At 68.4% G+C, this 21,734-nt stretch carries 20 protein-coding genes and 1 tRNA gene; 12 read left to right on the top strand and 9 right to left on the bottom strand.

Annotated elements, in window-relative coordinates:
* Position 1 precedes the first annotated feature (1 nt).
* A complete protein-coding gene (locus K3A85_RS04215; RefSeq protein WP_225205243.1) occupies positions 2-814 on the bottom strand; it encodes an ABC transporter ATP-binding protein in 813 nt (270 codons plus the stop codon).
* Complete coding sequence (locus K3A85_RS04220) at positions 811-1,941, bottom strand: ABC transporter permease (protein WP_225205244.1); 1,131 nt, start codon at positions 1,939-1,941, stop codon at positions 811-813. Before K3A85_RS04220 ends, K3A85_RS04215 begins: the two co-directional genes overlap by 4 nt.
* 127 nt (positions 1,942-2,068) lie before the next feature.
* On the opposite strand from K3A85_RS04220, the gene K3A85_RS04225 reads away from it, so the two are divergent.
* Both K3A85_RS04225 and K3A85_RS04230 read left to right on the top strand, forming a co-directional pair.
* Entirely contained in the window at positions 2,069-4,942 is a 2,874-nt protein-coding gene (locus K3A85_RS04225) for a valine--tRNA ligase (protein WP_225205245.1), read from the top strand.
* 130 nt (positions 4,943-5,072) lie between these two features.
* Positions 5,073-5,816: a 7-carboxy-7-deazaguanine synthase QueE gene (locus K3A85_RS04230; protein ID WP_225205246.1), complete on the top strand. Its 744-nt coding sequence runs from the start codon at positions 5,073-5,075 to the stop codon at positions 5,814-5,816.
* A gap of 58 nt (positions 5,817-5,874) precedes the next feature.
* On the opposite strand, the gene ssb is transcribed toward K3A85_RS04230, so the two are convergent.
* From ssb to K3A85_RS04255, 5 genes are all read right to left on the bottom strand, one after another.
* Positions 5,875-6,405: a single-stranded DNA-binding protein gene (gene ssb, locus K3A85_RS04235; RefSeq protein ID WP_225205247.1), complete on the bottom strand. Its 531-nt coding sequence runs from the start codon at positions 6,403-6,405 to the stop codon at positions 5,875-5,877.
* A 73-nt stretch (positions 6,406-6,478) separates the two neighbouring features.
* Positions 6,479-8,332, bottom strand: a complete 1,854-nt coding sequence (gene feoB / locus K3A85_RS04240) for a ferrous iron transporter B (RefSeq protein ID WP_225205248.1) — start codon at positions 8,330-8,332, stop codon at positions 6,479-6,481.
* Between the two features lie 3 nt (positions 8,333-8,335).
* Positions 8,336-8,593 (bottom strand): FeoA family protein, encoded by a 258-nt coding sequence (locus K3A85_RS04245; protein WP_225205249.1) that lies wholly within the window; start codon positions 8,591-8,593, stop codon positions 8,336-8,338.
* A gap of 83 nt (positions 8,594-8,676) precedes the next feature.
* Positions 8,677-9,333, bottom strand: coding sequence for a COQ9 family protein (locus K3A85_RS04250; protein ID WP_225205250.1), 657 nt, complete (start codon positions 9,331-9,333; stop codon positions 8,677-8,679).
* A gap of 20 nt (positions 9,334-9,353) precedes the next feature.
* Positions 9,354-9,977, bottom strand: a complete 624-nt coding sequence (locus K3A85_RS04255; RefSeq protein ID WP_225205251.1) for an ankyrin repeat domain-containing protein — start codon at positions 9,975-9,977, stop codon at positions 9,354-9,356.
* 76 nt (positions 9,978-10,053) lie between these two features.
* On the opposite strand from K3A85_RS04255, the gene K3A85_RS04260 reads away from it, so the two are divergent.
* From K3A85_RS04260 to K3A85_RS04290, 7 genes are all read left to right on the top strand, one after another.
* Positions 10,054-10,674, top strand: coding sequence for an SCO family protein (locus K3A85_RS04260; RefSeq protein WP_225205252.1), 621 nt, complete (start codon positions 10,054-10,056; stop codon positions 10,672-10,674).
* Entirely contained in the window at positions 10,662-11,129 is a 468-nt protein-coding gene (locus K3A85_RS04265) for a YcgN family cysteine cluster protein (RefSeq protein ID WP_318248061.1), read from the top strand. The genes K3A85_RS04260 and K3A85_RS04265 overlap by 13 nt, the downstream gene beginning before the upstream one ends.
* Positions 11,126-11,875 carry a M48 family metallopeptidase gene (locus tag K3A85_RS04270; protein WP_225205254.1) on the top strand — a complete coding sequence of 250 codons (750 nt, stop codon included), beginning with the start codon at positions 11,126-11,128 and terminating at the stop codon, positions 11,873-11,875. Before K3A85_RS04265 ends, K3A85_RS04270 begins: the two co-directional genes overlap by 4 nt.
* A gap of 62 nt (positions 11,876-11,937) precedes the next feature.
* Complete coding sequence (locus K3A85_RS04275) at positions 11,938-14,937, top strand: L-glutamate gamma-semialdehyde dehydrogenase (RefSeq protein WP_404822884.1); 3,000 nt, start codon at positions 11,938-11,940, stop codon at positions 14,935-14,937.
* 45 nt (positions 14,938-14,982) lie between these two features.
* Positions 14,983-15,450 (top strand): hypothetical protein, encoded by a 468-nt coding sequence (locus K3A85_RS04280; RefSeq protein ID WP_225205255.1) that lies wholly within the window; start codon positions 14,983-14,985, stop codon positions 15,448-15,450.
* A 2-nt stretch (positions 15,451-15,452) separates the two neighbouring features.
* Positions 15,453-16,430 (top strand): bifunctional diaminohydroxyphosphoribosylaminopyrimidine deaminase/5-amino-6-(5-phosphoribosylamino)uracil reductase RibD, encoded by a 978-nt coding sequence (ribD, locus tag K3A85_RS04285; protein ID WP_404822885.1) that lies wholly within the window; start codon positions 15,453-15,455, stop codon positions 16,428-16,430.
* Positions 16,431-16,443: 13 nt separating this feature from the next.
* A complete protein-coding gene (locus K3A85_RS04290) occupies positions 16,444-17,067 on the top strand; it encodes a riboflavin synthase (protein WP_225205256.1) in 624 nt (207 codons plus the stop codon).
* A gap of 77 nt (positions 17,068-17,144) precedes the next feature.
* Here the strand turns inward: K3A85_RS04290 and K3A85_RS04295 are convergent, their stop codons facing one another.
* Positions 17,145-18,317, bottom strand: coding sequence for an amino acid aminotransferase (locus tag K3A85_RS04295; RefSeq protein WP_225205257.1), 1,173 nt, complete (start codon positions 18,315-18,317; stop codon positions 17,145-17,147).
* 120 nt (positions 18,318-18,437) lie between these two features.
* On the bottom strand, positions 18,438-19,241 hold the full coding sequence (locus K3A85_RS04300) for a DUF1134 domain-containing protein (RefSeq protein ID WP_404822886.1): 804 nt from the start codon (positions 19,239-19,241) through the stop codon (positions 18,438-18,440).
* A 234-nt stretch (positions 19,242-19,475) separates the two neighbouring features.
* On the opposite strand from K3A85_RS04300, the gene K3A85_RS04305 reads away from it, so the two are divergent.
* From K3A85_RS04305 to K3A85_RS04315, 3 genes are all read left to right on the top strand, one after another.
* Positions 19,476-19,568: transfer RNA gene (locus K3A85_RS04305), tRNA-Ser, on the top strand.
* A gap of 316 nt (positions 19,569-19,884) precedes the next feature.
* Entirely contained in the window at positions 19,885-21,018 is a 1,134-nt protein-coding gene (locus K3A85_RS04310) for a PLP-dependent cysteine synthase family protein (RefSeq protein ID WP_225205258.1), read from the top strand.
* Between the two features lie 129 nt (positions 21,019-21,147).
* The gene (locus K3A85_RS04315; RefSeq protein WP_225205259.1) at positions 21,148-21,624 is read left to right on the top strand and encodes an Lrp/AsnC family transcriptional regulator; all 477 of its coding nucleotides are present in this window, start codon (positions 21,148-21,150) and stop codon (positions 21,622-21,624) included.
* Positions 21,625-21,734: the final 110 nt, after the last annotated feature.

Below are 21,734 nucleotides of genomic sequence, written 5' to 3' on the forward strand. Positions count from 1 at the left end.
GCTAGCCCTTCTGCTGCTCTGACGCGGCGCCGTTGCGCTGCTTGGCCGATTGCGCGGCGCGCCCGCGCGGGCCGTTGAAGTATTCCTGGATCCAGGGGTGATCGAGCGCGAGCAGTTCGGGGATCGTCCCGCAGGCGATCACCTTGCGGTCGGCCAGCACCGCGACGCGGTCGCAGATCTCGTAGAGCGTGTCGAGATCGTGGGTGATCAGGAACACGGTAAGGTTCAGCGTCTGCTGCAGCCCCAGGATCAGCTGGTCGAACGCCGCCGCCCCGATCGGGTCGAGGCCCGCGGTCGGCTCGTCGAGGAACAGCAGTTCGGGATCGAGCGCGAGCGCGCGCGCGAGCCCGGCGCGCTTCTTCATGCCGCCCGACAGTTCGCTCGGATACTTGCGCGTGGCATTGGCGGGCAGGCCTGACAGCAGCACCTTGTAGCGCGCGATCTCGTGCCGCAGCTCGTCCTCGATCTCGGGATAGAACTCGCGCAGGGGAACTTCGACGTTTTCGGCCACGGTCAGCGTCGAGAACAGCGCGCCGCCCTGGAACAGCACGCCCCAGCGGCTGCGGATGTCGATGTCCTCGTCGTCGCGCGCGTCGGTGATCGAGCTGCCCAGCACCTCGATCTCGCCCTCGGCCGGCACCTGCAGGCCGATGATCGAGCGCATCAGCACCGACTTGCCGGTGCCCGAGCCGCCGACCACGCCGATGATCTCACCCTTGCGCACCTCTAGGTCGAGCCCTTCGTGGACGACGTGGTCGCCGAACACGTTCTTCAGGCCGCGCACGCGGATCGGGATGTCCGGGCACTCCCTCATCCCCAGCCGATCTCGGTGAAGAACACCGCGAAGAAGGCGTCGAGCACGATCACCATGAAGATCGCCATGACCACGGCCGCGGTGGTGCGGGTGCCGACTTCCTCGGCATTGTTGCGTACCTGCAAGCCCTGGTAGCAGCCCGAGACCGCAACGATCAGGCCGAACACCGGGCCCTTGACCAGCCCGACCCAGACATCGTGCAGCGGCACCACTTCCTGGATGCGGGCGAGGAAGGTGAAGAACGGAATGCCGAGCGTGAGCGAGGACAGGAAAGCGCCGCCGACGATGCCGAGGAAGGCGGAATAGATGCCGAGCAGCGGCATCATGATCATCGTCGCGAGAATGCGCGGGATCACCAGCGCCTCCATCGGCGAAACGCCGATCGTGCGCATGGCGTCGACTTCCTCGGTCAGCTTCATCGTGCCGAGCTGCGCGGCGAAGGCCGAGCCCGAGCGGCCGGCGACCATGATCGCGGTCATCAGGATGCCGAGCTCGCGCAAGGTCAGGCGGCCGACGAGGTTGACGGTGTAGATCTCCGCGCCGAACTGGCGCAGCTGCACCGCGCCCTGTTGCGCGATGACGATGCCGACGAGGAAGCTCATCAGCGCGATGATGCCGAGCGCGTTGACGCCGACCAGCTCCATCTGGTGGACCAGCGCCTTGGTGCGGAAGGTAGAGGGGCGGCGCAGCAGCGCCCAGCAGGCCTGGACGTAGAGACCGAGGAAGCCGAGCACCTGCAGCGTCCCACGGCCGAGGCCGATGATCGTCTCCCCCACCCGCGCGGGCACGCGGCTGAACAGCGGCAGCCGCTCGCCGGCGACCGGCTCGCGGTTGTCGTCGGCCTGGCTGACCGCGGCGATCAGGCGTTCGGCTTCGGGCTTGCAGTTGACGATCCGCGCGCCGGTGCGCTGCGCGACGCGCCAGGCGACCCAGGCGCCGACGGTGTCGATCCGGGTGACGCCGGTCATGTCGATCCGCGCTAGCGGGGCCGGGACATCGCGGATGCGTGCGTCGATCGGCCCGAGCGAGGCCACGGTCATCGGGCCGGAGAACGCCAGCGTGGCGCCACCGCCATCGCCGGACGCAGCTTCGTCCGACGCGATCGTGAAGTCGGTCAGCGCCCGCATCGTATCCGCTTCATGCGGGAAAAGTTGCAAGGCGACAAGTGCAGCACGTGCGACGTAACGCCGAAGCATGGCCTCGTATCCCGCCTTGTGCTTGCAGCGTGGGCGTCGGGGTGGCAGAGCGCCGCGCATGAGCGACCAGACCCCCGCGATCAACGCCGCCGCCGAACTGGCCAAGACCTTCGAGCCGGCCGGCATCGAGGCCAGGTGGTACGCGCACTGGGAAGACAACGGCCTGTTCCGCCCCGAACGCCCGGACGCCGCGCCGTTCACGATCGTCAATCCGCCGCCGAACGTCACCGGCTCGCTGCATATCGGCCATGCGCTCGACAACACGTTGCAGGACGTGGTGATCCGCTACGAGCGCCTGCGCGGCAAGGACGCGCTGTGGGTGGTCGGCACCGACCATGCCGGCATCGCCACGCAGATGGTGGTCGAGCGCCAGCTGGAGGCGCGCCAGGACAAGCGCACCAACTATTCGCGCGAGGCCTTCGTCGACAAGGTGTGGGAGTGGAAGGCCGAGAGCGGCGGCACCATCACCCGCCAGCTGCGGCGGCTGGGCTGTTCGATGGACTGGTCGCGCGAGCAGTTCACGATGGACCCGCATTTCACCCGCGCGGTGGTCAAGGTCTTCGTCGACCTCTACAACAAGGGGCTGATCTACCGCGACAAGCGGCTGGTCAACTGGGACCCCAAGCTCAAGACCGCGATCTCCGACCTCGAGGTCGAAACGCACGAGATCAAGGGCGGGTTCTGGCACTTCAAGTACCCTCTCGCCGATGGCGTCATCCGCGACGACGGGCTCGACTACATCGAGGTCGCGACCACGCGGCCCGAGACGATGCTGGCCGACATGGCCGTGGCCGTCCACCCCGAGGACGCGCGCTACAAGTCGGTGATCGGCAAGGAAATCCTGCAGCCGCTGACCGGCCGCCGGTTCAAGGTCGTGGCCGACGAGCATGCCGATCCCGAGCTCGGGTCGGGCGCAGTGAAGATCACGCCGGGGCATGATTTCAACGACTTCGAAGTGGGCAAGCGCGCCGGGATCAAGGCTGCCGACATGCTCAACATGTTCGATGCCGAAGCCAAGGTGGTGCAGACCGCCGACGGCCTGGTGCCCGAAAAGTACCTCGGGATGGACCGGTTCGATGCGCGCGAGGCCATCGTTGCCGACATGAAGGCGGCGGGCTTCCTGATCCCGCACGTGGTCAAGGACAAGGACGGCAACGAGACCCTGCTCGACGCCGAACCGCGCACGATCCAGACCCCGTTCGGGGACCGCGGCGGCGTGGTGATCGAGCCCTGGCTGACCGACCAGTGGTACGTCGATGCGGAGACGCTGGCCAAGGCCCCGATCGAGGCGGTGCGCACTGGCAAGATCGAGATCGTGCCCAAGACCTGGGAGAAGACCTTCTTCAACTGGATGGAAAACATCCAGCCCTGGTGCGTCAGCCGCCAGCTGTGGTGGGGCCACCGGATCCCGGCGTGGTATGGTCCTCACAAGAAAGGAAACGATCTAAGCGTTGATTTGTCCGACCTCTCTAAAAATAAGGTCTTTGTGTGTGTCGATGAGGCTCATCTAGAAGCTGATTGCGAGGCCTATTACGGCAGTCAGAAAAAAATATTTATCGCGTCAGATCGTAATGAATGGCTTCACCGCAACATTGAACACATAAATCGCGCAGACAAAGGTGATTTGAGTTTAGACGACGAGATCGTCTTGCTGCGTGATGTTGACGTCCTCGACACGTGGTTCTCCTCCGCGCTGTGGCCTTTTGCCACGCTCGGCTGGCCGGATCAGGACGCGCCGCTGCTCAAGAAGCACTATCCCAACGACCTGCTGGTGTCGGGCTTCGACATCCTGTTCTTCTGGGATGCGCGCATGGCGATGCAGGGCATCGAGTTCATGGGGCAGGTGCCGTGGAAGAAGCTCTATCTCCACGGCCTCGTCCGCGCGGCCGATGGGCAGAAGATGTCCAAGTCCAAGGGCAACGTGGTCGATCCGCTGGGCCTGATCGACAAGTACGGGGCCGATGCCCTGCGCTTCTTCATGTGCGCCATGGAAAGCCAGGGCCGCGACGTGAAGATGGACGAAAAGCGGGTCGAGGGTTACCGCAACTTCGCCACCAAGCTGTGGAACGCGGCGCGCTTCTGCCAGAGCAACGGCATCGTCGGCAGCACGTCGGCGGCCGCTCCGCCGGCGACCAGCGCGGTCAACAAGTGGATCGTGGGCGAAGTGGGCGAAACCGTCCGCGCACTTGACCAGGCGATGGCCGACCTGCGCTTCGACGCGGCGGCCAATGCGATTTACCAGTTCACCTGGAACACCTTCTGCGATTGGTACATCGAACTGATCAAGGGCAGCTTCGATGACGAAACGCGCGCCGTTGCCGGCTGGGTGCTCGATCAGATCCTGGTCATGCTGCATCCGTTCATGCCTTTCGTCACCGAAGAATTGTGGCACGCGCTTGGCGATCGGTCGGTCGATCTGATCGTGGCGCAATGGCCTGCGGCTGATGTCCCGGCGGACGCGGATGCCAAGCGCGAAGTCGAGTGGCTGATCGCGCTGGTGTCCAACCTGCGCACGGCCAAGAACGAACTCGGCATCGCGCCGGGTGCCCGGCTCGATGCCTACCTGCCCGAACCTTCGGCCCAGACGCGCGCGACGATCGACGCCAATCCGGCCGCGATCGAACGACTGGCGCGGCTCAACGCGATCCGTTTCGAAGCGGCGCCTGCAGGCGCCGCGATGCAGATCGGCGCGGGTGACGCCAACATCATCGTGCCGCTCGAAGGCGTGATCGACATTGCGGCGGAAAAGGCGCGTCTGGAAAAGGCGCTGGCCGTGTCGCAGAAGGAAGCCAAGGCGCTGGAAGGGCGTTTGTCCAACCCCTCGTTCGTCGAGCGCGCCAAGCCCGAAGCGGTCGAGAAGGCGCGCGCCGACCATGCCATGCACGCGGCCGAAGCCGAGCGGCTGGCCGCCGCGCTCAAGCGGTTGGGGTGATCAGGACATGGCCCACCATCCTCCCCTGCAGGGGAGGTGGCGGCGCGCAGCGTCGACTGAGGGGTAGCGTGCGCGCGATACCCCTCCACCGCCTGCGGCGGTCCCCCTCCCCTTGCAGGGGAGGATTGCCTTGCTGACGCTCGCCACCGTCACGCCGGGCGAGGCGGAGATCTTCGCTTCGCTGCAGGGGGAGGGGCCGTCGTTGGGTCGGCCCTCCACCTTCGTGCGCCTGTCGCGCTGCAACCTCGCCTGTCGTTGGTGCGACACGGCGTACACGTGGCGCTTTACCGGCGACAATCGGCCGCACCGCGACGACCTGGCGTTCGAACGCAGCGCGAACCAGCTGGTGCTGGACGAGGGCGAGGTGGCGTCGCGGATCGTGGCATTGTTGCCCGACCGGCTGGTCATCACCGGGGGCGAGCCGCTGCTGCAAGGAGCGGCGCTGGCGCGGATGGTCGCGGCGGTCCGGCAAGCGCGGCCAGACTTCCACGTCGAGATCGAAACCAACGGTTCGGTCGCGCCGCATGCGGCGCTCGACGCGCTGGTCGACCAGTACAACGTCAGCCCCAAGCTTGCGCATTCGGGCAATCCGGCCGAGCTGGCGCTGATCCCGGAGCGGCTGGCGGCGTGGGCGGCAGAGCCGCGCGCCTATTTCAAGTTCGTGGTGGCGACGCCTGCCGATGTGGAGGAAGCGGCCGCACTGCAGGAGGCTTACGCCATTCCCGGCGAGCGCTTGTTCGTAATGCCCGAGGGCACCGACAGCGCAACCTTGCGCGAACGGTCGAAATGGCTGTCGGATGCGGCGCTCGACGCCGGGTGGCGGTTTACCGACCGGCTGCATATCCACCTGTACGGGGATACGCGCGGGACTTGAGGATGTGGGGCCGGAAGCGACCCCAGCTTTCGCCGGGGTGGCGCTTGATCGCCCGCGATCAGAACGGAATATCGTCGTCGAGATCGTCGCCGAAGCCGCCCGAAGAGCCGCCGCCCTGGTTCCAGCTGCTGCCGCCCGACGAGGCGCCGCCGCGCGAACCGCCCGACGAACCGCCATCGTTCCAGCCGCCGCCCGACGAGCGGCCGCCACCGCCCATGCCGCCGCCCGAGCCGCCCTGCGGGCCGTCGAGCATGGTCAGCACGCCGCCCATGCCGCCGACCGAGATCTCGGTGGTGTAGCGGTCGTTGCCCGACTGGTCCTGCCACTTGCGGGTGCGCAGCTGGCCCTCGATGTAGACCTTGCTGCCTTTCTTGAGGAAGCGTTCGACCACGCCGACGAGGCCTTCGGAATTGATCACGACGCTATGCCACTCGGTGCGCTCCTTGCGCTCGCCGGTGGCGCGGTCCTTCCAGCTTTCGCTGGTGGCGATGCGCAGGTTGGCGATGCGGCCGCCGTTCTGGAAGCTCTTCACTTCCGGATCGGCGCCGAGGTTGCCGATCAGAATGACCTTGTTGACGCTGCCTGCCATCGAATCGTGTCCTTGGAATGTCGAGCCAACGAGGTAAGCAGCGTCGACATCGACCTCAAGGAGCGCAAGGGACTTATCCCAAGCCCAAGGCCACCGCGGTCCAGTAGGTCGCGCCGGCGAAGAGGTAGGCGAGGCCGAAAAGGTAGGCGAGCATGAAGCCCGGCCATTTCCAGCCGTTGGTTTCGCGCCGGGTGACCGCGATGGTCGACATGCACTGCGGCGCGAAGACGAACCAGGCGAGGAAGGCGAGCGCGGTGGCGAGGCTCCAGCGCGCCTTGAGCTGGTCGCCGAGCTGGCGGCCCTGCTGGTCCTCGTCCGCGGCGCCGACGGCGTAGGTGGTGGCGAGCGAACTGACCGCGACTTCGCGCGCGGCCATGGCCGGGATCAGCGCCAGCGCGATGTCGCGGTTGAAGCCGATCGGTTCGACCACCACGGCAAGGCCGTTAGCGATGTGCCCGGCGATCGAGGCGTTGACCTGGTCCTGCCCTGGCTCGGCGCGGGGGAAGTTGAGCAGGACCCACAAGGCCACGGTGACCGTGAAGATCATCGTGCCGGCGCGGCGCAGGAACACCCAGGCGCGCTGGAACAGGCCGAGCGCGAGATCCTTGACCGTGGGCAGCTGATACTTGGGCAGCTCCATGATGAAGCCTGACGCCGCACCCCTGGTCACCGAGCGGCGCAGCACCAGCGCCACGACCATCGCGCCGATGATCCCGGCGACATAGAGCGTGAACAGCACGAGACCCTGCAGGCCGACGGGCCCGACCATCCGGTTGGGAATGAATGCGGCGATGATCACCGCATAGACCGGCAGCCGCGCCGAGCAGGTCATCAGCGGGGCGATCAGGATCGTGGTCAACCGGTCCTTGGGATCGGTGATCGAACGCGTCGACATGATGCCGGGCACCGCGCAGGCGAAGCTCGACAGCAGCGGGATGAAGCTGCGCCCCGACAGGCCCACGCCCGCCATCAGCCGGTCCATCAGGAAGGCGGCGCGGGCCATGTAGCCGGTCGCCTCCATCGTCAGGATGAAAAAGAACAGGATCAGGATCTGCGGCAGGAACACGATGACCGCGCCGACCCCGGCGATGACGCCGTCGGTCAGCAGGTCGCGGGCAAGGCTCGGCGGAATTTCCGCGCGGACCCAGTCGCCGATGGCGGAGAAGCCCGCATCGATCGCGTCGGCGAACGGCGTCGCCCAGCTGAACACCGCCTGGAACACCACGAACAGCAGCGCGAACAGGATCGGCGGTCCGGCCCAGGGGTGGAGCAGCACCCTGTCCATCCGCGCGTGGATGCGGTGCTTGCGCGTTTCCGAGAGGATGGCGCCCTGCGCCATCTCGTGCGCCAGCATGCGCCGTTCGGGCAGGGTGACGTGGGGGCGGGCCAGCGGCTGCTCCACGACCGCATCGCGCGCAGCGGCGACGGCGGCTGCAAGATCGTCGAGCCCGCGGCGGCGCACGGCGACCGTGGGAATGACCGGCACGCCGAGCGCCGCCGAAAGCGCGGCAGGATCGAGCACGAGGCCATCGCGCTCGGCAAGGTCAACCATGTTGAGCGCGACCACTGTCGGCCGCCCCAGCTCGAGCACTTCCTGCGCGAAGACGAGGTGCTGTTCGAGGTTGGAGCTGTCGAGCACGATGACCAGCACGTCGGGGCGGGCCTGCCCTTCCTGCTCGCCCATGACCACGCGGCGGGTGACTTCCTCGTCGGGGCTGGTGGTGGCGTGGAGGCCGTAGGAGCCGGGCAGGTCGACCAGTTCGACCGGCTCGCCATTGGGCAGCAGCATCCGCCCGGCCTTGCGCTCGACAGTCACGCCCGGGTAATTCGCGATCTTCTGCCGCGCTCCGGTCAGCGCGTTGAACAGCGCGCTCTTGCCCGCATTCGGATTGCCGACCAGCGCGGCGACGCAGGGGCGGCGGCTCATCGTTCAGGCCGCCTGCGGCGCATGGGTCGTCTCGACCGTCATCGCGCGCGCGTGGGCGCGGCGCAGCGCCACGGTCATCCGCCCGATCTCGATCGCCAGCGGGTCACGGCCGAGGAACACGCCGCGATAGGCGAGCGTGACCTGCGCGCCTTCGTCGAGGCCGAGCGCGCGCAGGCGCTGCGCTTCTTCTGGAACGAGCAGGGTCCAGTCGACCGCGGCGATGCGGGCGCTGCTGCCAAGGGGAAGCTGGTCGAGAGTCACGCGTGTGGCGCTGCCACAGCCCCGCAACAATTGCAAGTCATTCGCAATAGTTGATTGAGCCCGGATCGGGACGATTGCGCCGGTCAGGTCGCGGGATAGCGCAGCCGCCCCAGCAGCCGGGTCAGGCTGAAGCTCTCGTCGCGCGGGCGCATCACGCGGGCCTTGGCCTTTTCGAACTTCATCACGTCCTCGATCCGGCGGGCGAGGAAGGCGCGGGTCTCGTCGTGGTCCTCGCTCCTGTCCTGGGCGAAGAACGTCAGCGTCGCGGCATAGATCGCGCCCAGTGTCGCGCGCTTGGTATAGTGGTTGTAGTCGGTAGCGGTGTCGCCGGCGAGGCGCCACATCCGATCGGCGCTTTCCCAGCCGAGCCGCGCAGCGGCCGCGGCGTTCCAGGGCTTGGCCATCTCGATCAGCGCGAGGCGCAGCGCCTCCTCGCGCCCGACCAGCGCATCGAGGCGGAACTGGACGAGGCTGCGGATGCGCTCGCGGATCGGCAGGTTGCCGATGCGTTCGTTCGGCAGTTCGCGGGCCATGTCGCGGTCGATCGCGTGGATCCACGCGGCGATCATGGTCATCGCCTTGCCCTCGAAGGCGAATCGCGCCGCCGCCGGGTCGATGCCGGCCATCTCTGCGGCGGCTTCGACCGCAGCGTCGCTCCAGCCGTCGAACATCGCCGATTCGGCGATCAGCGGCGCGAGGTCCATGCGCAGGTCTTCGAGCGTGGCGTCGTTTGCGGTCATGGCGGGTCCTTTCGGCGCGATCAGAAAGTTGGGCCGTAGCTCTTCTTGGCCGGATTGGCGGCTTTGGCCCGGGCGGCGTTTTCGAGCTCGCCCAGCATGGCGCTGCCCTTGCCGTCGAGCGTGGCGTAATCGCGGGCGGAGCGACCGGAGTTGTCCGGGCGGTCCGGGTTGGCGCCGGCCTTCAGCAGCGCGCGGACGAGGGCCACGTCGCGGCGGTGGACCGCGCTGATCAGCGGGGTCTCGCCCGTGTTGTTGGGCTCGTCGACGCGCGCGCCGGCCGAGATGAGGAAGTCGACGCCCTCGAGAAAACCGAGGTTGCAGGCAAGCACCAGCGGCGTCGTGCCCTTGTTGTCGCGGATGTTGACGTTGGCGCCCTTGCCGACGAGAAACTGCATCCAGGTTACGTCGCGGCGCGCGGTCACGATGTGCAGCGCGGATTCGCCGGTCGTGACGTCGCGGGTGTTGACGATCTGCGTGCCGGGCTCGTTGAGCGCGTCGGTGACCTTGTCGGCTTCCTTCTTCCTGACCGACTCGAGGAACTTGTAGCTGTCGGAGAACTGCGCGCTGGCCGGCGCGGCAAGGCCGAGGGCCAGTCCTGCGAGTGTCGCCGCGGCGCAGCGCGCCCAGCCGGTCCACCTGTTCACGTTGTCGTCCTCCTGTTCGCGACCGCGGGCTCGCCCCTTGCAAGCGGCTGGTTAGCAGAGCATGAACCTGCGCGCCATGCCGCCCAGATCCGCACGCCCGCTTCGGCGCCGCCCGATATTCCTAACGCTTGCCAGCGCATTGGCCTTCGCGCTGTCTGCCTGTTCGGGCAGCGGGCCGGCCGAGCGTCCCCCGCTCGAAGGCGCGGCGATCGGCGGCGACTTCACGCTCGTCGGCAAGGACGGCAGGCCGGTGCGCTATGCCGACTTCGCGGGCAAGTACCGCGTCATCTATTTCGGCTACACCTTCTGCCCCGACGTGTGCCCGCTGGACGTGCAGCACCTGATGCAGGGCTACCATGCCTTCGCCAGGACGAGTCCCGAACTTGCGGCCAAGGTCGTGCCGCTGTTCATCACCATCGATCCGGCGCGCGATACGCCCGAGGCCGTCGGCAGGTTCGCGGCCAATTTCGGTCCCGAACTCGTCGGCCTGACCGGCACGCCCGCCCAGATCGCGGCAGTCGCCAAGAGCTTTGCCGTCTATTACCAGAAGCGCGAGGGCTCCGCGCCCGACGCCTACCTGATGGATCACAGCCGCGCAGGCTACCTGATGGGGCCGGACGGCAAGCCGATCGCGCTGCTGCCGGCGGAAAAGGACGGACCCGCGGTCGCGGCGGAACTGGCGAAATGGGTGCGTTGAGCGAGAGGTTCTGGGAGAAGCCGATCGAGGCGCTGACCCGCGACGAATGGGAAGCGCTGTGCGACGGCTGCGGCCAGTGCTGCCTGCACAAGCTCGAGGACGAGGACACCGGCAGGGTCTATCGCACCAACGTCGCCTGCCGCCTGCTCGATATCAAGACGGGGCGCTGCGCCGACTATCGCCACCGCAAGGCGCTGGTGCCCGATTGCCTGCGGCTGACGCCCCGCCTGGTGCGCGAGGTCACCTGGCTTCCGCCGACCTGCGCCTATCGCCTGCGTGCGGATGGCGAACCCCTGCGGGACTGGCACTACCTGATCAGCGGCGACCGCGAGAGCGTGCACCGCGCGGGCGTTTCGGTCCGCGGCCGGGCGATCAGCGAAGTGCTGGCCGGCCCGATCGAGGATCACGTCATCCCCGATCCCGACGACGTTGCGGGCGAGGACGCGTTGCCGTGATCGACTGGCTGCGCCGACCTGACCGGCAACCGGCCTCGCCCCGGCCGATCGCCCCGCGCGCGATCACTGTAGCCGGACGCGAGATGCCGCTGGTGATCCGGCGGCTGGCGCAGGCGCGGCGGATGACGCTGCGGCTCTCGCCCGACGGGGGCGAGGTCCGCGTCTCGATCCCGCGCTGGGGCCGCGTCGGCGATGCCGAGGCCTTCGCGCGCGAGCGCAGCGACTGGCTGGCGCAGCAGCTGCGCCGCGTGCCCGAGCGCGCCAGCGTGACCGAGGGCAGCCACGTTCCCTATCGCGGCGAGGCGCTGCAGGTGGCCTGGCTGGCCGATGCGCCGCGCAAGCCGGTGCTCGACGATGGCATGGTGGTGCTTGGAGGACCGCGCGAAAGCCTCCAGGCGCGGCTCGCGCGCTGGCTCGAAAGCGAGGCGCTGCGGCTCATGGCCGACGATCTTGCCCACTACTGCGCCCGCGCCGGCAAGGCCGTGCCGCGCCTTGCGCTGTCGCGAGCGCAGCGCCGCTGGGGCAGCTGCGCTGCCGACGGATCGATCCGGATGAACTGGCGGTTGGTCATGGCGCCCGATTTCGTCCGCCGCTCGGTGGTCGCGCACGAGGTCGCGCACATGACCCATTTCGACCACAGCCGGGCGTTTCACGCCCATCTTGCCGAGCTTTACGAGGGGCGGATCGAGGACGCCAACCGCTGGCTCAAGCGCGAGGGTCGCGCGCTCTACCGTCTGTTCGGCTGACGGAGCGGCGACTGCTACCAAATCCGGTCGCAACCGTAACCGGTTTGCGCTAGGGGCCGGCCATGGACAACCGCTTCGATTTTACCCCCGCCATGGCGCTCGCCCGCGCCGAGATGCGTCGCCAGCACCGTCTTGCCGAGCCCGAGGTGGTGCGGCCCCTGCTCGTGACGTTGCCGGGCGATGGCGAAGCCGCGATCATGGCGCGGGGCAAGGGCCTGATCGCCGAACTGCGCAAGGGGCAGGCAAGCGGCTGGGTCAACCGTTTCATGGCCGAATACCGCATGGACAGCGCCGAGGGCCTCGCCCTGCTGAGCCTGGCCGAAGCGTTCCTGCGCGTGCCCGATCCTGCGACTGCCGACTTGCTGATCGCCGACAAGATCGGCGAGGCGGACTGGCGCGCGCACTCGGGCAAGTCGTCCTCGGCATTGGTCAATTCGGCCACCTGGGGGCTGGTGCTCGGTCGCGCGGTGATCGGGGTGGAGCCGCAGGCGGGCGTGCTTCGCCGCCTGATCGCGCGCAGCGGCGAGCCGTTCGTGCGCCAGGCGGTCGGCGCTGCGATGAAGCTGATGGGCGAGGTCTTCGTCATGGGGCGCACCATCGACGAGGCGATGGCGCGCATGCGCAAGGGCGAGAACAAGGGCTTCACCGCGAGCTTCGACATGCTGGGCGAGGCAGCGCGTACCTTCGGCGACGCGCATCGCTACTTCGAAAGCTATGAAGCCGCCATCGCCGCGGTGGGCAAGGCCGCGGGCGAGGGCCACTCGATCTCGGTCAAGCTTTCGGCGCTCCACCCGCGCTACGAGGCGGCTCAGGCCGATGCCGCGATCCCGGAGCTTACCGCGATGCTGCTCGATCTGGCGCGGGGAGCGGCGCGGGCGGGCATTCCGCTGACGGTCGATGCCGAGGAAAGCGAGCGGCTCGACCTCTCGCTCGACATCATCGCCGCGGTTGCCGCCGATGGCGCGCTCAAGGGCTGGGATGGCCTCGGCATGGCGGTTCAGGCCTATTCGAAGCGCGCGCGCAGCGTGTGCCGCTGGGCCAATGGCCTCGGCGAGGCGACCGGGCGTCGGATCAAGGTGCGGTTGGTCAAGGGGGCGTACTGGGACAGCGAGATCAAGGCGACGCAGGAACAGGGCCTGCCCGATTATCCGTTGTTCACGCGCAAGGCGCACACCGATGTCTCGTACCTTGCCGCGGCGCGCGAACTGCTGGCGAGCCCGCATGTCGAGCCGGCGTTCGCCAGCCACAACGCCCGCACCGTCGCGACCATCGTCGAATGGGCGCGCGCCATGGGCCGCAGCGGCGCCGACTTCGAGTTCCAGCGCCTGCATGGCATGGGCGAGGGACTCTACGAGAAGCTGGTGCGCGAAGAGGGCTATCGCTGCCGGATCTACGCCCCGGTGGGGGGGCATCGCGACCTGCTCGCCTATCTCGTCCGCCGCCTGCTCGAGAACGGCGCCAACACCAGCTTCGTCCACCAGCTGGCCGATGCCGAATTGTCCGAGGAGGACCTGCTGGCCGATCCGGTCGCCAAGGCGCGGGCGAGCGACGGCCAGTCGCACCCGTCGATCCCGCTGCCGCGCGACCTGTTCGAACCGGTGCGCGGGAACTCGGCCGGCATCGACCTCAACGACCGGGCGGTGCTGGCCGAGCTCGCTGCGGCGATGAAGTCTGCCCCGACCTTGCGCGTCCCGGCGGAAGGCGATGCCGCGAGCCTGGTCGGCGCAGCGGCAGCGGCAGCGCCTGCTTGGGCCGCTGTCCGGCTCGAGGACCGGGCCGAGGTGCTCGAACGCCTCGCCGACCTGCTCGAGGCGCGTCGCGACGAAGCCTTTGCCCTGCTTGTGCACGAGGCCCGCAAGACGTTGCCCGATGCCCTGGCAGAAGTGCGCGAGGCGGCGGACTTCTGCCGCTACTACGCCCGACAGGCGCGCGAGCTGATGCAGCCGCTGCCGCTGCCGGGGCCGACCGGCGAGACCAACGTGCTGCGCCTGCTGCCGCGCGGGGTATGGGCGGCGATCGCGCCGTGGAACTTCCCGCTGGCGATTTTCCTTGGCCAGGTGGGGGCCGCGCTCGTCACCGGCAACACGGTCGTCGCCAAGCCCGCGCCGCAGACCCCGGCGATCGGCGCCTGGGCGGTTGCGCTGGCGCGCGAGGCGGGCGTGCCCGAGGGCGCGCTGCAACTGCTCGTCGGCGGGGCGGAGGCAGGTTCGGCGCTCGTCGCCGATCCGCGTGTCGCCGGAGTCGCCTTCACCGGTTCGGTGCCGACCGCAAAGCGCATCGCCCGCGCGCTTCTGGCAGACGACGATCGCCCGATCGTACCGCTGATCGCGGAGACCGGGGGGATCAATGCAATGGTGGTCGATTCGACCGCGCTGCCCGAACAGGTGGTGCGCGACATCGTCACCAGCGCCTTCCGTTCGGCCGGCCAGCGCTGCTCCGCCCTGCGCCTGTTGCTGCTGCAGGAGGACATCGCCGAGCGCACGCTCGAGATGCTGGCGGGCGCCATGGATGCGCTCGTCATCGGCGATCCGGCGGACCCGGCGACCGATGTCGGCCCGGTGATCGACGAGGCCGCGTTCGCGCGGCTGATGGGGCGGCGCAGCGCGATGGAAGCGCGGATCGTCAAGACCGTTGCGGTTCCCCCCCACGGCCTGTTCGTCCCGCCGACGGTGATCCGTCTCGATTCGCTGGAGGATCTCGACGCCGAATGGTTCGGCCCGCTGCTGCACGTCGCAACGTGGAAGACCGGCGAGCTCGAGCAGGTGATCGAACGGGTCAACGCCAAGGGCTTCGGCCTGACCATGGGCTTGCACAGCCGCATCGCGCGGGTTGCCGAAACGGTCGAGGGCGCCGCCCGGGTCGGCAATCTCTACGTCAACCGCTCGATGATCGGCGCGGTGGTCGGCAGCCAGCCGTTCGGCGGCGAAGGGCTTTCGGGCACCGGGCCCAAGGCCGGCGGGCCGCACTATCTTGCCCGCTTCTGCGTCGAGCGGGTGACCACGACCGACACCACCAGCGCGGGCGGCAACGCCTCGCTGCTCAGCCTCGACGAGGAAATGTAACCGCAACTGGCGCAAACGCGCCTGCGCTCCTATCTAGGCGCAACGATGAAGGGTTTCTTTTCCAACGTTTCGCCGGCGCGCGCGCTGAAGGACCTGTGGCAGGTGCTCGGCGCGCCGAGCGAGTACCGCTGGCGCGCGCTGGCGCTCGCCGCGTGCGTTACCGGCGGCATCTTCTACCTGATGGCCCAGCAGGAAGGGCGCGGGCTGCCGCGTCCGCCCAAGGTGATCTACTTCGAAAGCTGGCGCGCCGACCGCTCGGACAAGGAAATCCTTGCCGGCAACATCGCCGCACAGAAGAAACTCGACGCCGAACAGGCCGAAGAGGATCGTCGCGCCGAGGACATCCGCAAGATGTACAAGGCGGTCGGCGCGGCCACCGGCATCGACACCCAGAAGATGTACGACGAAGGCACGGCCGAGCGCGAAGCGGCGCGCAAGGCCGAGCAGCAAAAGAACGAGGCGCTGCTGCGCCAGATCACCGGCGAGCCGGTGCCGCCCACGCCCAAGCCCTGACGTTGGCGGTGGAGGGGCGCAGCGACCGCAACTGGATGGCCGCCGCCGCAGCGCTGGCGGCCCGCGGCCGTCCAGCGAGCCGTCCCAATCCCGCTGTCGGGGCGGTGATCGTCCGTAGCGGACGCGTCGTCGGGCGGGGCTTCACCCAGGCCGGGGGGCGGCCCCACGCCGAAGCGATGGCGCTGGCGCAGGCGGGCGATGCCGCGCGCGGCGCGACGCTCTACGTCACGCTCGAACCTTGCGCGCACACAAGCACACGCGGGCCGTCGTGCTCGTCGCTGGTCGTCGCGAGCGGCCTTTGGCGGGTGGTCGTCGGGTGCCCCGATCCCGATCCGCGCACCGCCGGCATCGGCATGGAGAGCCTGCGGGAAGCAGGCATTACGGTCGACCTGCTGCCTTCCCCGGAGGCCGAAGCCTCGCTTGCCGGATACCTCGCGCGCGCCAGGCTTGGCCGTCCGCACGTGACGCTCAAGCTCGCGACCTCGCTTGATGGCTGCATCGCGCTTGCCGATGGCTCGAGCCGCTGGATCACCGGCGAAGCGGCGCGCGCCCACGTCCATGTCGAGCGCGCCCGCGCCGAAGCGATCCTCGTCGGCGGCGGCACGCTGCGCGCCGATTCGCCCCGGCTCGACGTGCGCCTGCCCGGGCTCGAGGCCCGCAGTCCCGAACGCTGGGTGCTGACGCGCGGAGCTGCGCCCCAAGGCTGGCGCGCCGTCGCCAACATCACTGCGCCCCACGCGTTCGGCGATCTGCAGTATCTCTATGTCGAAGGCGGCGCGGGCGCGGCGGCCACGTTTCTTGCCGCGGACTTGGTCGACCGGCTGATGATCTACCGCGCACCGATCGTCATCGGCGGCGGAAGGCCGTGCATCGGCGACATCGGCCTCGCCACGCTCGATGCGGCGCACGGCCGCTGGAGCCATGTCACGCGTGGCCAGCTTGGCAGCGACACGCTCGACGTCTACGAGCGCAGGCGCTGAAGGAGAGAGAGCAATGTTCACCGGCATCGTCACCGAAATCGGCGCGATCACCCGAATCGAGGACCGCGGCGACAAGCGCATGACCATCGCCTGCGCGATGGACCCGGCGAAGATCGCGGTCGGCGCCTCGATCGCCTGCTCGGGGGTGTGCCTGACGGTGGTCGATCGCGGCGGCACGGCCGGCGACGCCTGGTTCGCGGTCGATGTCTCGGGCGAGACGATCTCCTGCACCGCGCCGGCGCACTGGCGGGAAGGGGCGAAGTTGAACCTCGAACCGGCGCTCAAGCTGGGCGACGAGCTCGGCGGCCATATCGTGACGGGCCATGTCGATGGCGTGGGCCACGTCGTCGGCCTGTGCCCGGAAGGCGGCTCGACGCGCATCGGCATTTCCGCTCCTGCCGAACTTGCGCCCTACATCGCGCCCAAGGGTTCGATCACCGTCGATGGCACGTCACTCACGGTCAACGAAGTGACCGACCAGGCCGATGGCACCTGCCATTTCGCGCTCAACATCATTCCGCACACCGCTGAAGTGACGACCATCGGCACGCTCGCGCTGGGCGATGCCGTCAATCTCGAGATCGATGTGCTGGCGCGCTATCTCAAGCGGATGCAGTCGCTCGCCGCCAAGGCCTGAACCGAACCCCGCATGCACGAAAAAGGGCGGGGCCACGCGGCGCCCGCCCTTCTTGTTTTTCCAACCCTCGTGCGCAATCAGGCGGCGACGTCGCCCAGCGCGGCGATGAACTTGTCGATGTTGCCGGTGGTCAGGCCGGCCGCGTTGATGCGGCCCGAACCCGCCATGTAGATGCCGTGCTTTTCGCGCAGCGCGAGGATCTGCTCGCCCGACAGCGGCAGCATCGAAAACAGCCCCTTCTGGATTCCGAGCGGCGCCATGTTGACGCTGCCCACCTGCTGGGCAGCGGCAAGGCGTTCGCGCACCCAGGCCATGCGCTCGCGCATCTCGTCGAGTTCGGCGAGCCACATCGCGGTCAGTTCGGCGTCCGACAGGATCAGTCGCACCGCCGCGGCGCCGTGGTCGGGCGGCATCGACCAGCACGCGCGTGCGACCGCAGCGCCATTGGCCATCGCGTTGGCCAGCGCGGTCGCATCCGAAGTGACCGCGTAGAACGCGCCGACGCGGTCGCGGTAGAGGCCGAAGTTCTTGTCGCAGGAATAGGCGACCAGCGCCTCGGACACCGCGCCCAACACCTTGCGCAGGCCATAGGCATCGGTTTCCATGCCGTCGCCCAGGCCCTGGTAGGCAAGGTCGATGATCGGCAGGACCTTGCCGTCGGCGAGCGTCGCGGCGATCGCGTCCCACTGCGCCTCGGTATAGTCGACGCCGGTCGGGTTGTGGCAGCAGCCGTGGAGCAGCACCGCATCGCCCGGCTGCGCTGCGGCAAGCGCGGCCTGCAGCGCGTCGAGATCGGCGGTGCCGTCCGCGGTGGTGTGCGTGAACGTCACCAGCTCCAGCCCGACTGCCGCAACGATCTGCGCATGGTTGGGCCAGGAAGGCGTGCCCATGAGAATGCGCTTGATGCCCGAGCGCTGCGCCACCTCGATGGCGAGGCGCACCGCACCGGTGCCGCCCGGCGACTGCATGCCTTCGACCCGCGCGCGGTCGAAGTCCTTGCCGAAGACATAAGGGATCAGCGCATGGACGAAGCCCATGTCGCCCTCGGGGCCGAGGTAGGCCTTCGAATCCTGCTCGGCGAGAAGCTTCTGCTCGGCGGCCTTGATCGCCTTGAACACCGGAGTCGCGCCCTCGGCGGTGCGATAGACGCCCACGCCCAGATCGATCTTGTCGGCGCGCGGATCGGCGTTGTGCAGCTTGATCAGCGCGAGCAGCGCGTCGGCGGGCTGGGCGGCAAGATTTTCGAGCATGGGCGGACCCTCCTGTCCGGGTTTGCGGAAATTGCGCGCGCCATGCCGCCGCGCCTGCTTCGCCGCAACCCCTGATTTTGGTTCCGGCGTGGAGTCCGCGAGGGCGCCGTGCCGCTCGGCTCAGAACGGCACCCAGTTCTGCGTCCGGCTGAACTTCATGTAGCCGGCGTTGAGCCCCAGCCGCAGCCCCGCACCCATCCGCACCGGGATCAGCACGACATCGTGGCTGCGCAGGTAGCTCACGTGGAATCCGCCGACGAGGTAGGCCTGGCCTTCGCCCGCGCCGTAGCGGTGGAACAGTTCGGCGGTGTCGTGCAGGTTGTAGACGAGGACGAACGTGTTCGCGGCGTTGGCGCCGAGATCGAAGCCGACCGAAGGCCCGGTCCAGTAGACCGGCAGGTCGCCCTCGATCTTGTGGTGCAGCGTGCCCGAACCATAGCGCACGCCCACGACCACCGCGCCGCCTGCCTCGCGCCCGGTGATGTAGCCGATCGGCTCGCCCTGCTTCTTGAGGATGTCCTTGATCATCAGGGCAAGACCCCGCGCGCCCTTGCCGAACACGCCTTCGGCGGCGCCGATCAGGTCGTCCTCCTTGTAGGTGCCGGGGGGGACCCCCTGCGACCCCGCTGGCGGCGGCGGTGCGGTCGTGACCGGGACGGGCGTCGGTGCCGGCGAGGCTGGCACCGGCGCATTCGGATCGGCGAGCGGCGGCAGCGGGCGAGGCGCTTCCGATCCGACCGGCGCGGCCTGGTCGATGCGCGCGGGGTAGGGCGCAGTCGCCGGCGCTGCCGGCGTGCGCGGATCGAGATCGGCATCGATCGCCTGGTTGGGGTCGATCGTCTGGACCTGGGCCTGTACGGCAGTGGCGGGGACGAGCGCCAGTCCCGACAGGACCAGCATGATTGTGCGGTGAAGTTTCGTCATCGGAAGTCCCATCCCCAAATTGGCCCGGTGCGGCCTTTGCGATCCCGTGCCGGCCCGAACGCCCTGCAGTGCGGCGCAAGCTCGCCTGCGTACAATGAACGGGCGATGAGCCGAGTCGAATTTGCGTCCGGATGCGTGTGATCCGCGCCCTTTGTGCGCCGCATGAAGAATTTCAGCGGCAGCCTTGCCGCCCCCCAAATCGCTCGCTATAGCGCGCCCTCGCCGCTGCGATCCGGAGACGTGGGTGAGTGGCTGAAACCAACGGTTTGCTAAACCGTCGTACTGGTAAATCCGGTACCGAGGGTTCGAATCCCTCCGTCTCCGCCATATCTGCGCATTCTTGGCAGCAGGGCCATTCGCGGTCGGTCCTCCTAGTATCGCTTTTCCCTTGATGCCATCCGCAGAGGCGTTGCTTCTCGCCGTTTGCCGAGATGGCGTCGCGCCGCGCAACGCCTCTCGCTCGGTCATTCCGGGGGGAGCCGTTAGCAACAGCTTTCGCCGCCGGTGTCGCGGTTTGCAGGAACCTTCGCATCGCTGCAAACGGGTTGCAGCATCGAGGGCGCTGCGGGCCGGGTTTGCAAGCACGCGTCGTGCGCTCCCTGCTATTTCCGCACCACGACACGGTCAGGGGGGAACGGGCGCGATGCAGGTGGTGAAGACGTCGGACGGCGCAGGAGCGGTGGAGCAACTGCGCGCCTGTGGGCGGCAAGGCAGCGATGCGGAATGGGTGTCCTGGGCGATCGGCCGGATCAACGCCGACTATACCCGGTCGGCCGACACGCACCTGATCCCGCTCGACCTTCCGGCGCTTCCCGACATCGCCATCTACCTCAAGGACGAAAGCAGCCATCCGACGGGCAGCCTCAAGCACCGGCTTGCCCGGTCGCTCTTCCTGCACGCGCTGTGCAGCGGGCGGATCGGGCCGGACACTGCCATCGTCGAGGCCTCTTCGGGCTCGACCGCCGTGTCGGAGGCCTATTTCGCGCGCATGCTGAAGCTGCGTTTCGTCGCGGTCGTCCCGGCGCGCACGGCGGCGGAGAAGATCGAGGCAATCGAGGCGCAGGGCGGTGTCTGCCACAAGGTCGAGGATCCGGCGACGATCTACGAGGTCGCGCAGGCGCTCGCCGCCGAGCTCGGCGGATACTACATGGACCAGTTCACTTATGCCGAGCGGGCGACCGACTGGCGCGGCAACAACAACATCGCCGAAAGCATCTTCGCGCAGATGGAGCGGGAGCCCTCGCCGATCCCGGAGTGGATCGTCTGCGGCGCGGGCACCGGCGGGACTTCGGCCACCCTCGGCCGCTTCGTGCGCTACCATTGCCATGCGAGCAGGATCTGCGTCGCCGATCCCGAAGCGTCGGTGTTCCACCGGCATTGGAGCGACCCGCGCGTCACCACCGTTGCCGGAGCCTGCAGCCTGATCGAGGGGATCGGCCGGCCGCGGGCGGAGCCCTCCTTCATTCCCTCGGTGGTCGATCGCATGGAGATCGTCGGCGATGCAGCGTCGATCGCGGCCGCGCGCGCCCTCTCGCAGCGCCTCGGCCGGCGCGTGGGCGGATCGACCGGCACCAACCTCGTCGCCTGCGCCCGCCTAGCCGCCGAGATGGCGCGCGCGGGGCGGCGCGGCTCGATCGTGACGCTACTGTGTGATTCCGGCGATCGCTACGCCTCGACGATCTTCAGCGATGCCTGGCTCCGCGCCCGCGACCTGGACATCGCACCCGACCTGAAGGCGATCGAAAGCTTCTTCGACACCGGCGACTACCGCATGTGACCACCCCGGGCGGACGTGGGCGCTGCCAAGAGCAACCGTTCGGCTCTTGACAGGGCAGGGGCACAGTCGGGACAGGCGATGGGGAAGGCCGAGGCTCCGGTACCCCACCGGCAGGCAAGGGAGACGACGATGCTGACCCAGCGGGATCTCGCGATCCTCGACGTGTTGCAGAAGGACAGCGACACTTCGTTGAGCAAGATCGGGGAGAAGGTCCACCTGTCGCCCTCGGCCTGTTCGCGGCGGATCGCCAACCTGCGCGACGAAGGCTATATCCGGCGCAACGTCGCCGTCCTCGATCGCGACCGGCTCGGGCTCGGCACCACCGTGTTCGTTACCGTGAGCGCGCGCATCCACAGCGCGGAATGGACCGCGAACTTCCGCCGCGCGGTGGAAGCGATCCCCGAGATCGTCGAAGTGTACCGCCTCACCGGCAGCGTCGACTACCTGTTGAAGATCGTCCTCCCCTCGGTGAACGACTACGACAAGGTCTACAACGCGATCGTTGCCCGGGTCGAAATGAACGTCGTCCACGCATCGATCGTGATGGAAGACATCAAGCACGCCGGGCTTCCGCTGTCCTTCGTGCCGCACGCATCGTCGCGATAGGGGGCGCCTTGCGCTTTTGCCCGCCTTGGCGCTGGCGTCGGCGCGGCATTGCCGATAGCTAATCGCGGCCGCTCGGCTTCGGGCGGGCGTCTGTCCGGTCGGGCCGGACG

This window comes from Novosphingobium huizhouense, from assembly GCF_020179475.1.
GTDB lineage: Bacteria > Pseudomonadota > Alphaproteobacteria > Sphingomonadales > Sphingomonadaceae > Novosphingobium > Novosphingobium huizhouense.

Excerpts from the sequence above, each read along its gene's own strand:
- K3A85_RS04215 (WP_225205243.1), bottom strand. The coding sequence starts at position 814 with ATGAGGGAGTGCCCGGACATCCCGATCCGCGTGCGCGGCCTGAAGAAC.
- K3A85_RS04220 (WP_225205244.1), bottom strand. The coding sequence starts at position 1,941 with ATGCGGGCGCTGACCGACTTCACGATCGCGTCGGACGAAGCTGCGTCC.
- K3A85_RS04225 (WP_225205245.1), top strand. The coding sequence starts at position 2,069 with ATGAGCGACCAGACCCCCGCGATCAACGCCGCCGCCGAACTGGCCAAG.
- ssb (WP_225205247.1), bottom strand. The coding sequence starts at position 6,405 with ATGGCAGGCAGCGTCAACAAGGTCATTCTGATCGGCAACCTCGGCGCC.
- feoB (WP_225205248.1), bottom strand. The coding sequence starts at position 8,332 with ATGAGCCGCCGCCCCTGCGTCGCCGCGCTGGTCGGCAATCCGAATGCG.
- K3A85_RS04250 (WP_225205250.1), bottom strand. The coding sequence starts at position 9,333 with ATGACCGCAAACGACGCCACGCTCGAAGACCTGCGCATGGACCTCGCG.
- K3A85_RS04260 (WP_225205252.1), top strand. The coding sequence starts at position 10,054 with ATGCCGCCCAGATCCGCACGCCCGCTTCGGCGCCGCCCGATATTCCTA.
- K3A85_RS04265 (WP_318248061.1), top strand. The coding sequence starts at position 10,662 with ATGGGTGCGTTGAGCGAGAGGTTCTGGGAGAAGCCGATCGAGGCGCTG.
- K3A85_RS04275 (WP_404822884.1), top strand. The coding sequence starts at position 11,938 with ATGGACAACCGCTTCGATTTTACCCCCGCCATGGCGCTCGCCCGCGCC.
- K3A85_RS04280 (WP_225205255.1), top strand. The coding sequence starts at position 14,983 with ATGAAGGGTTTCTTTTCCAACGTTTCGCCGGCGCGCGCGCTGAAGGAC.
- K3A85_RS04290 (WP_225205256.1), top strand. The coding sequence starts at position 16,444 with ATGTTCACCGGCATCGTCACCGAAATCGGCGCGATCACCCGAATCGAG.
- K3A85_RS04295 (WP_225205257.1), bottom strand. The coding sequence starts at position 18,317 with ATGCTCGAAAATCTTGCCGCCCAGCCCGCCGACGCGCTGCTCGCGCTG.
- K3A85_RS04300 (WP_404822886.1), bottom strand. The coding sequence starts at position 19,241 with ATGACGAAACTTCACCGCACAATCATGCTGGTCCTGTCGGGACTGGCG.
- K3A85_RS04310 (WP_225205258.1), top strand. The coding sequence starts at position 19,885 with ATGCAGGTGGTGAAGACGTCGGACGGCGCAGGAGCGGTGGAGCAACTG.
- K3A85_RS04315 (WP_225205259.1), top strand. The coding sequence starts at position 21,148 with ATGCTGACCCAGCGGGATCTCGCGATCCTCGACGTGTTGCAGAAGGAC.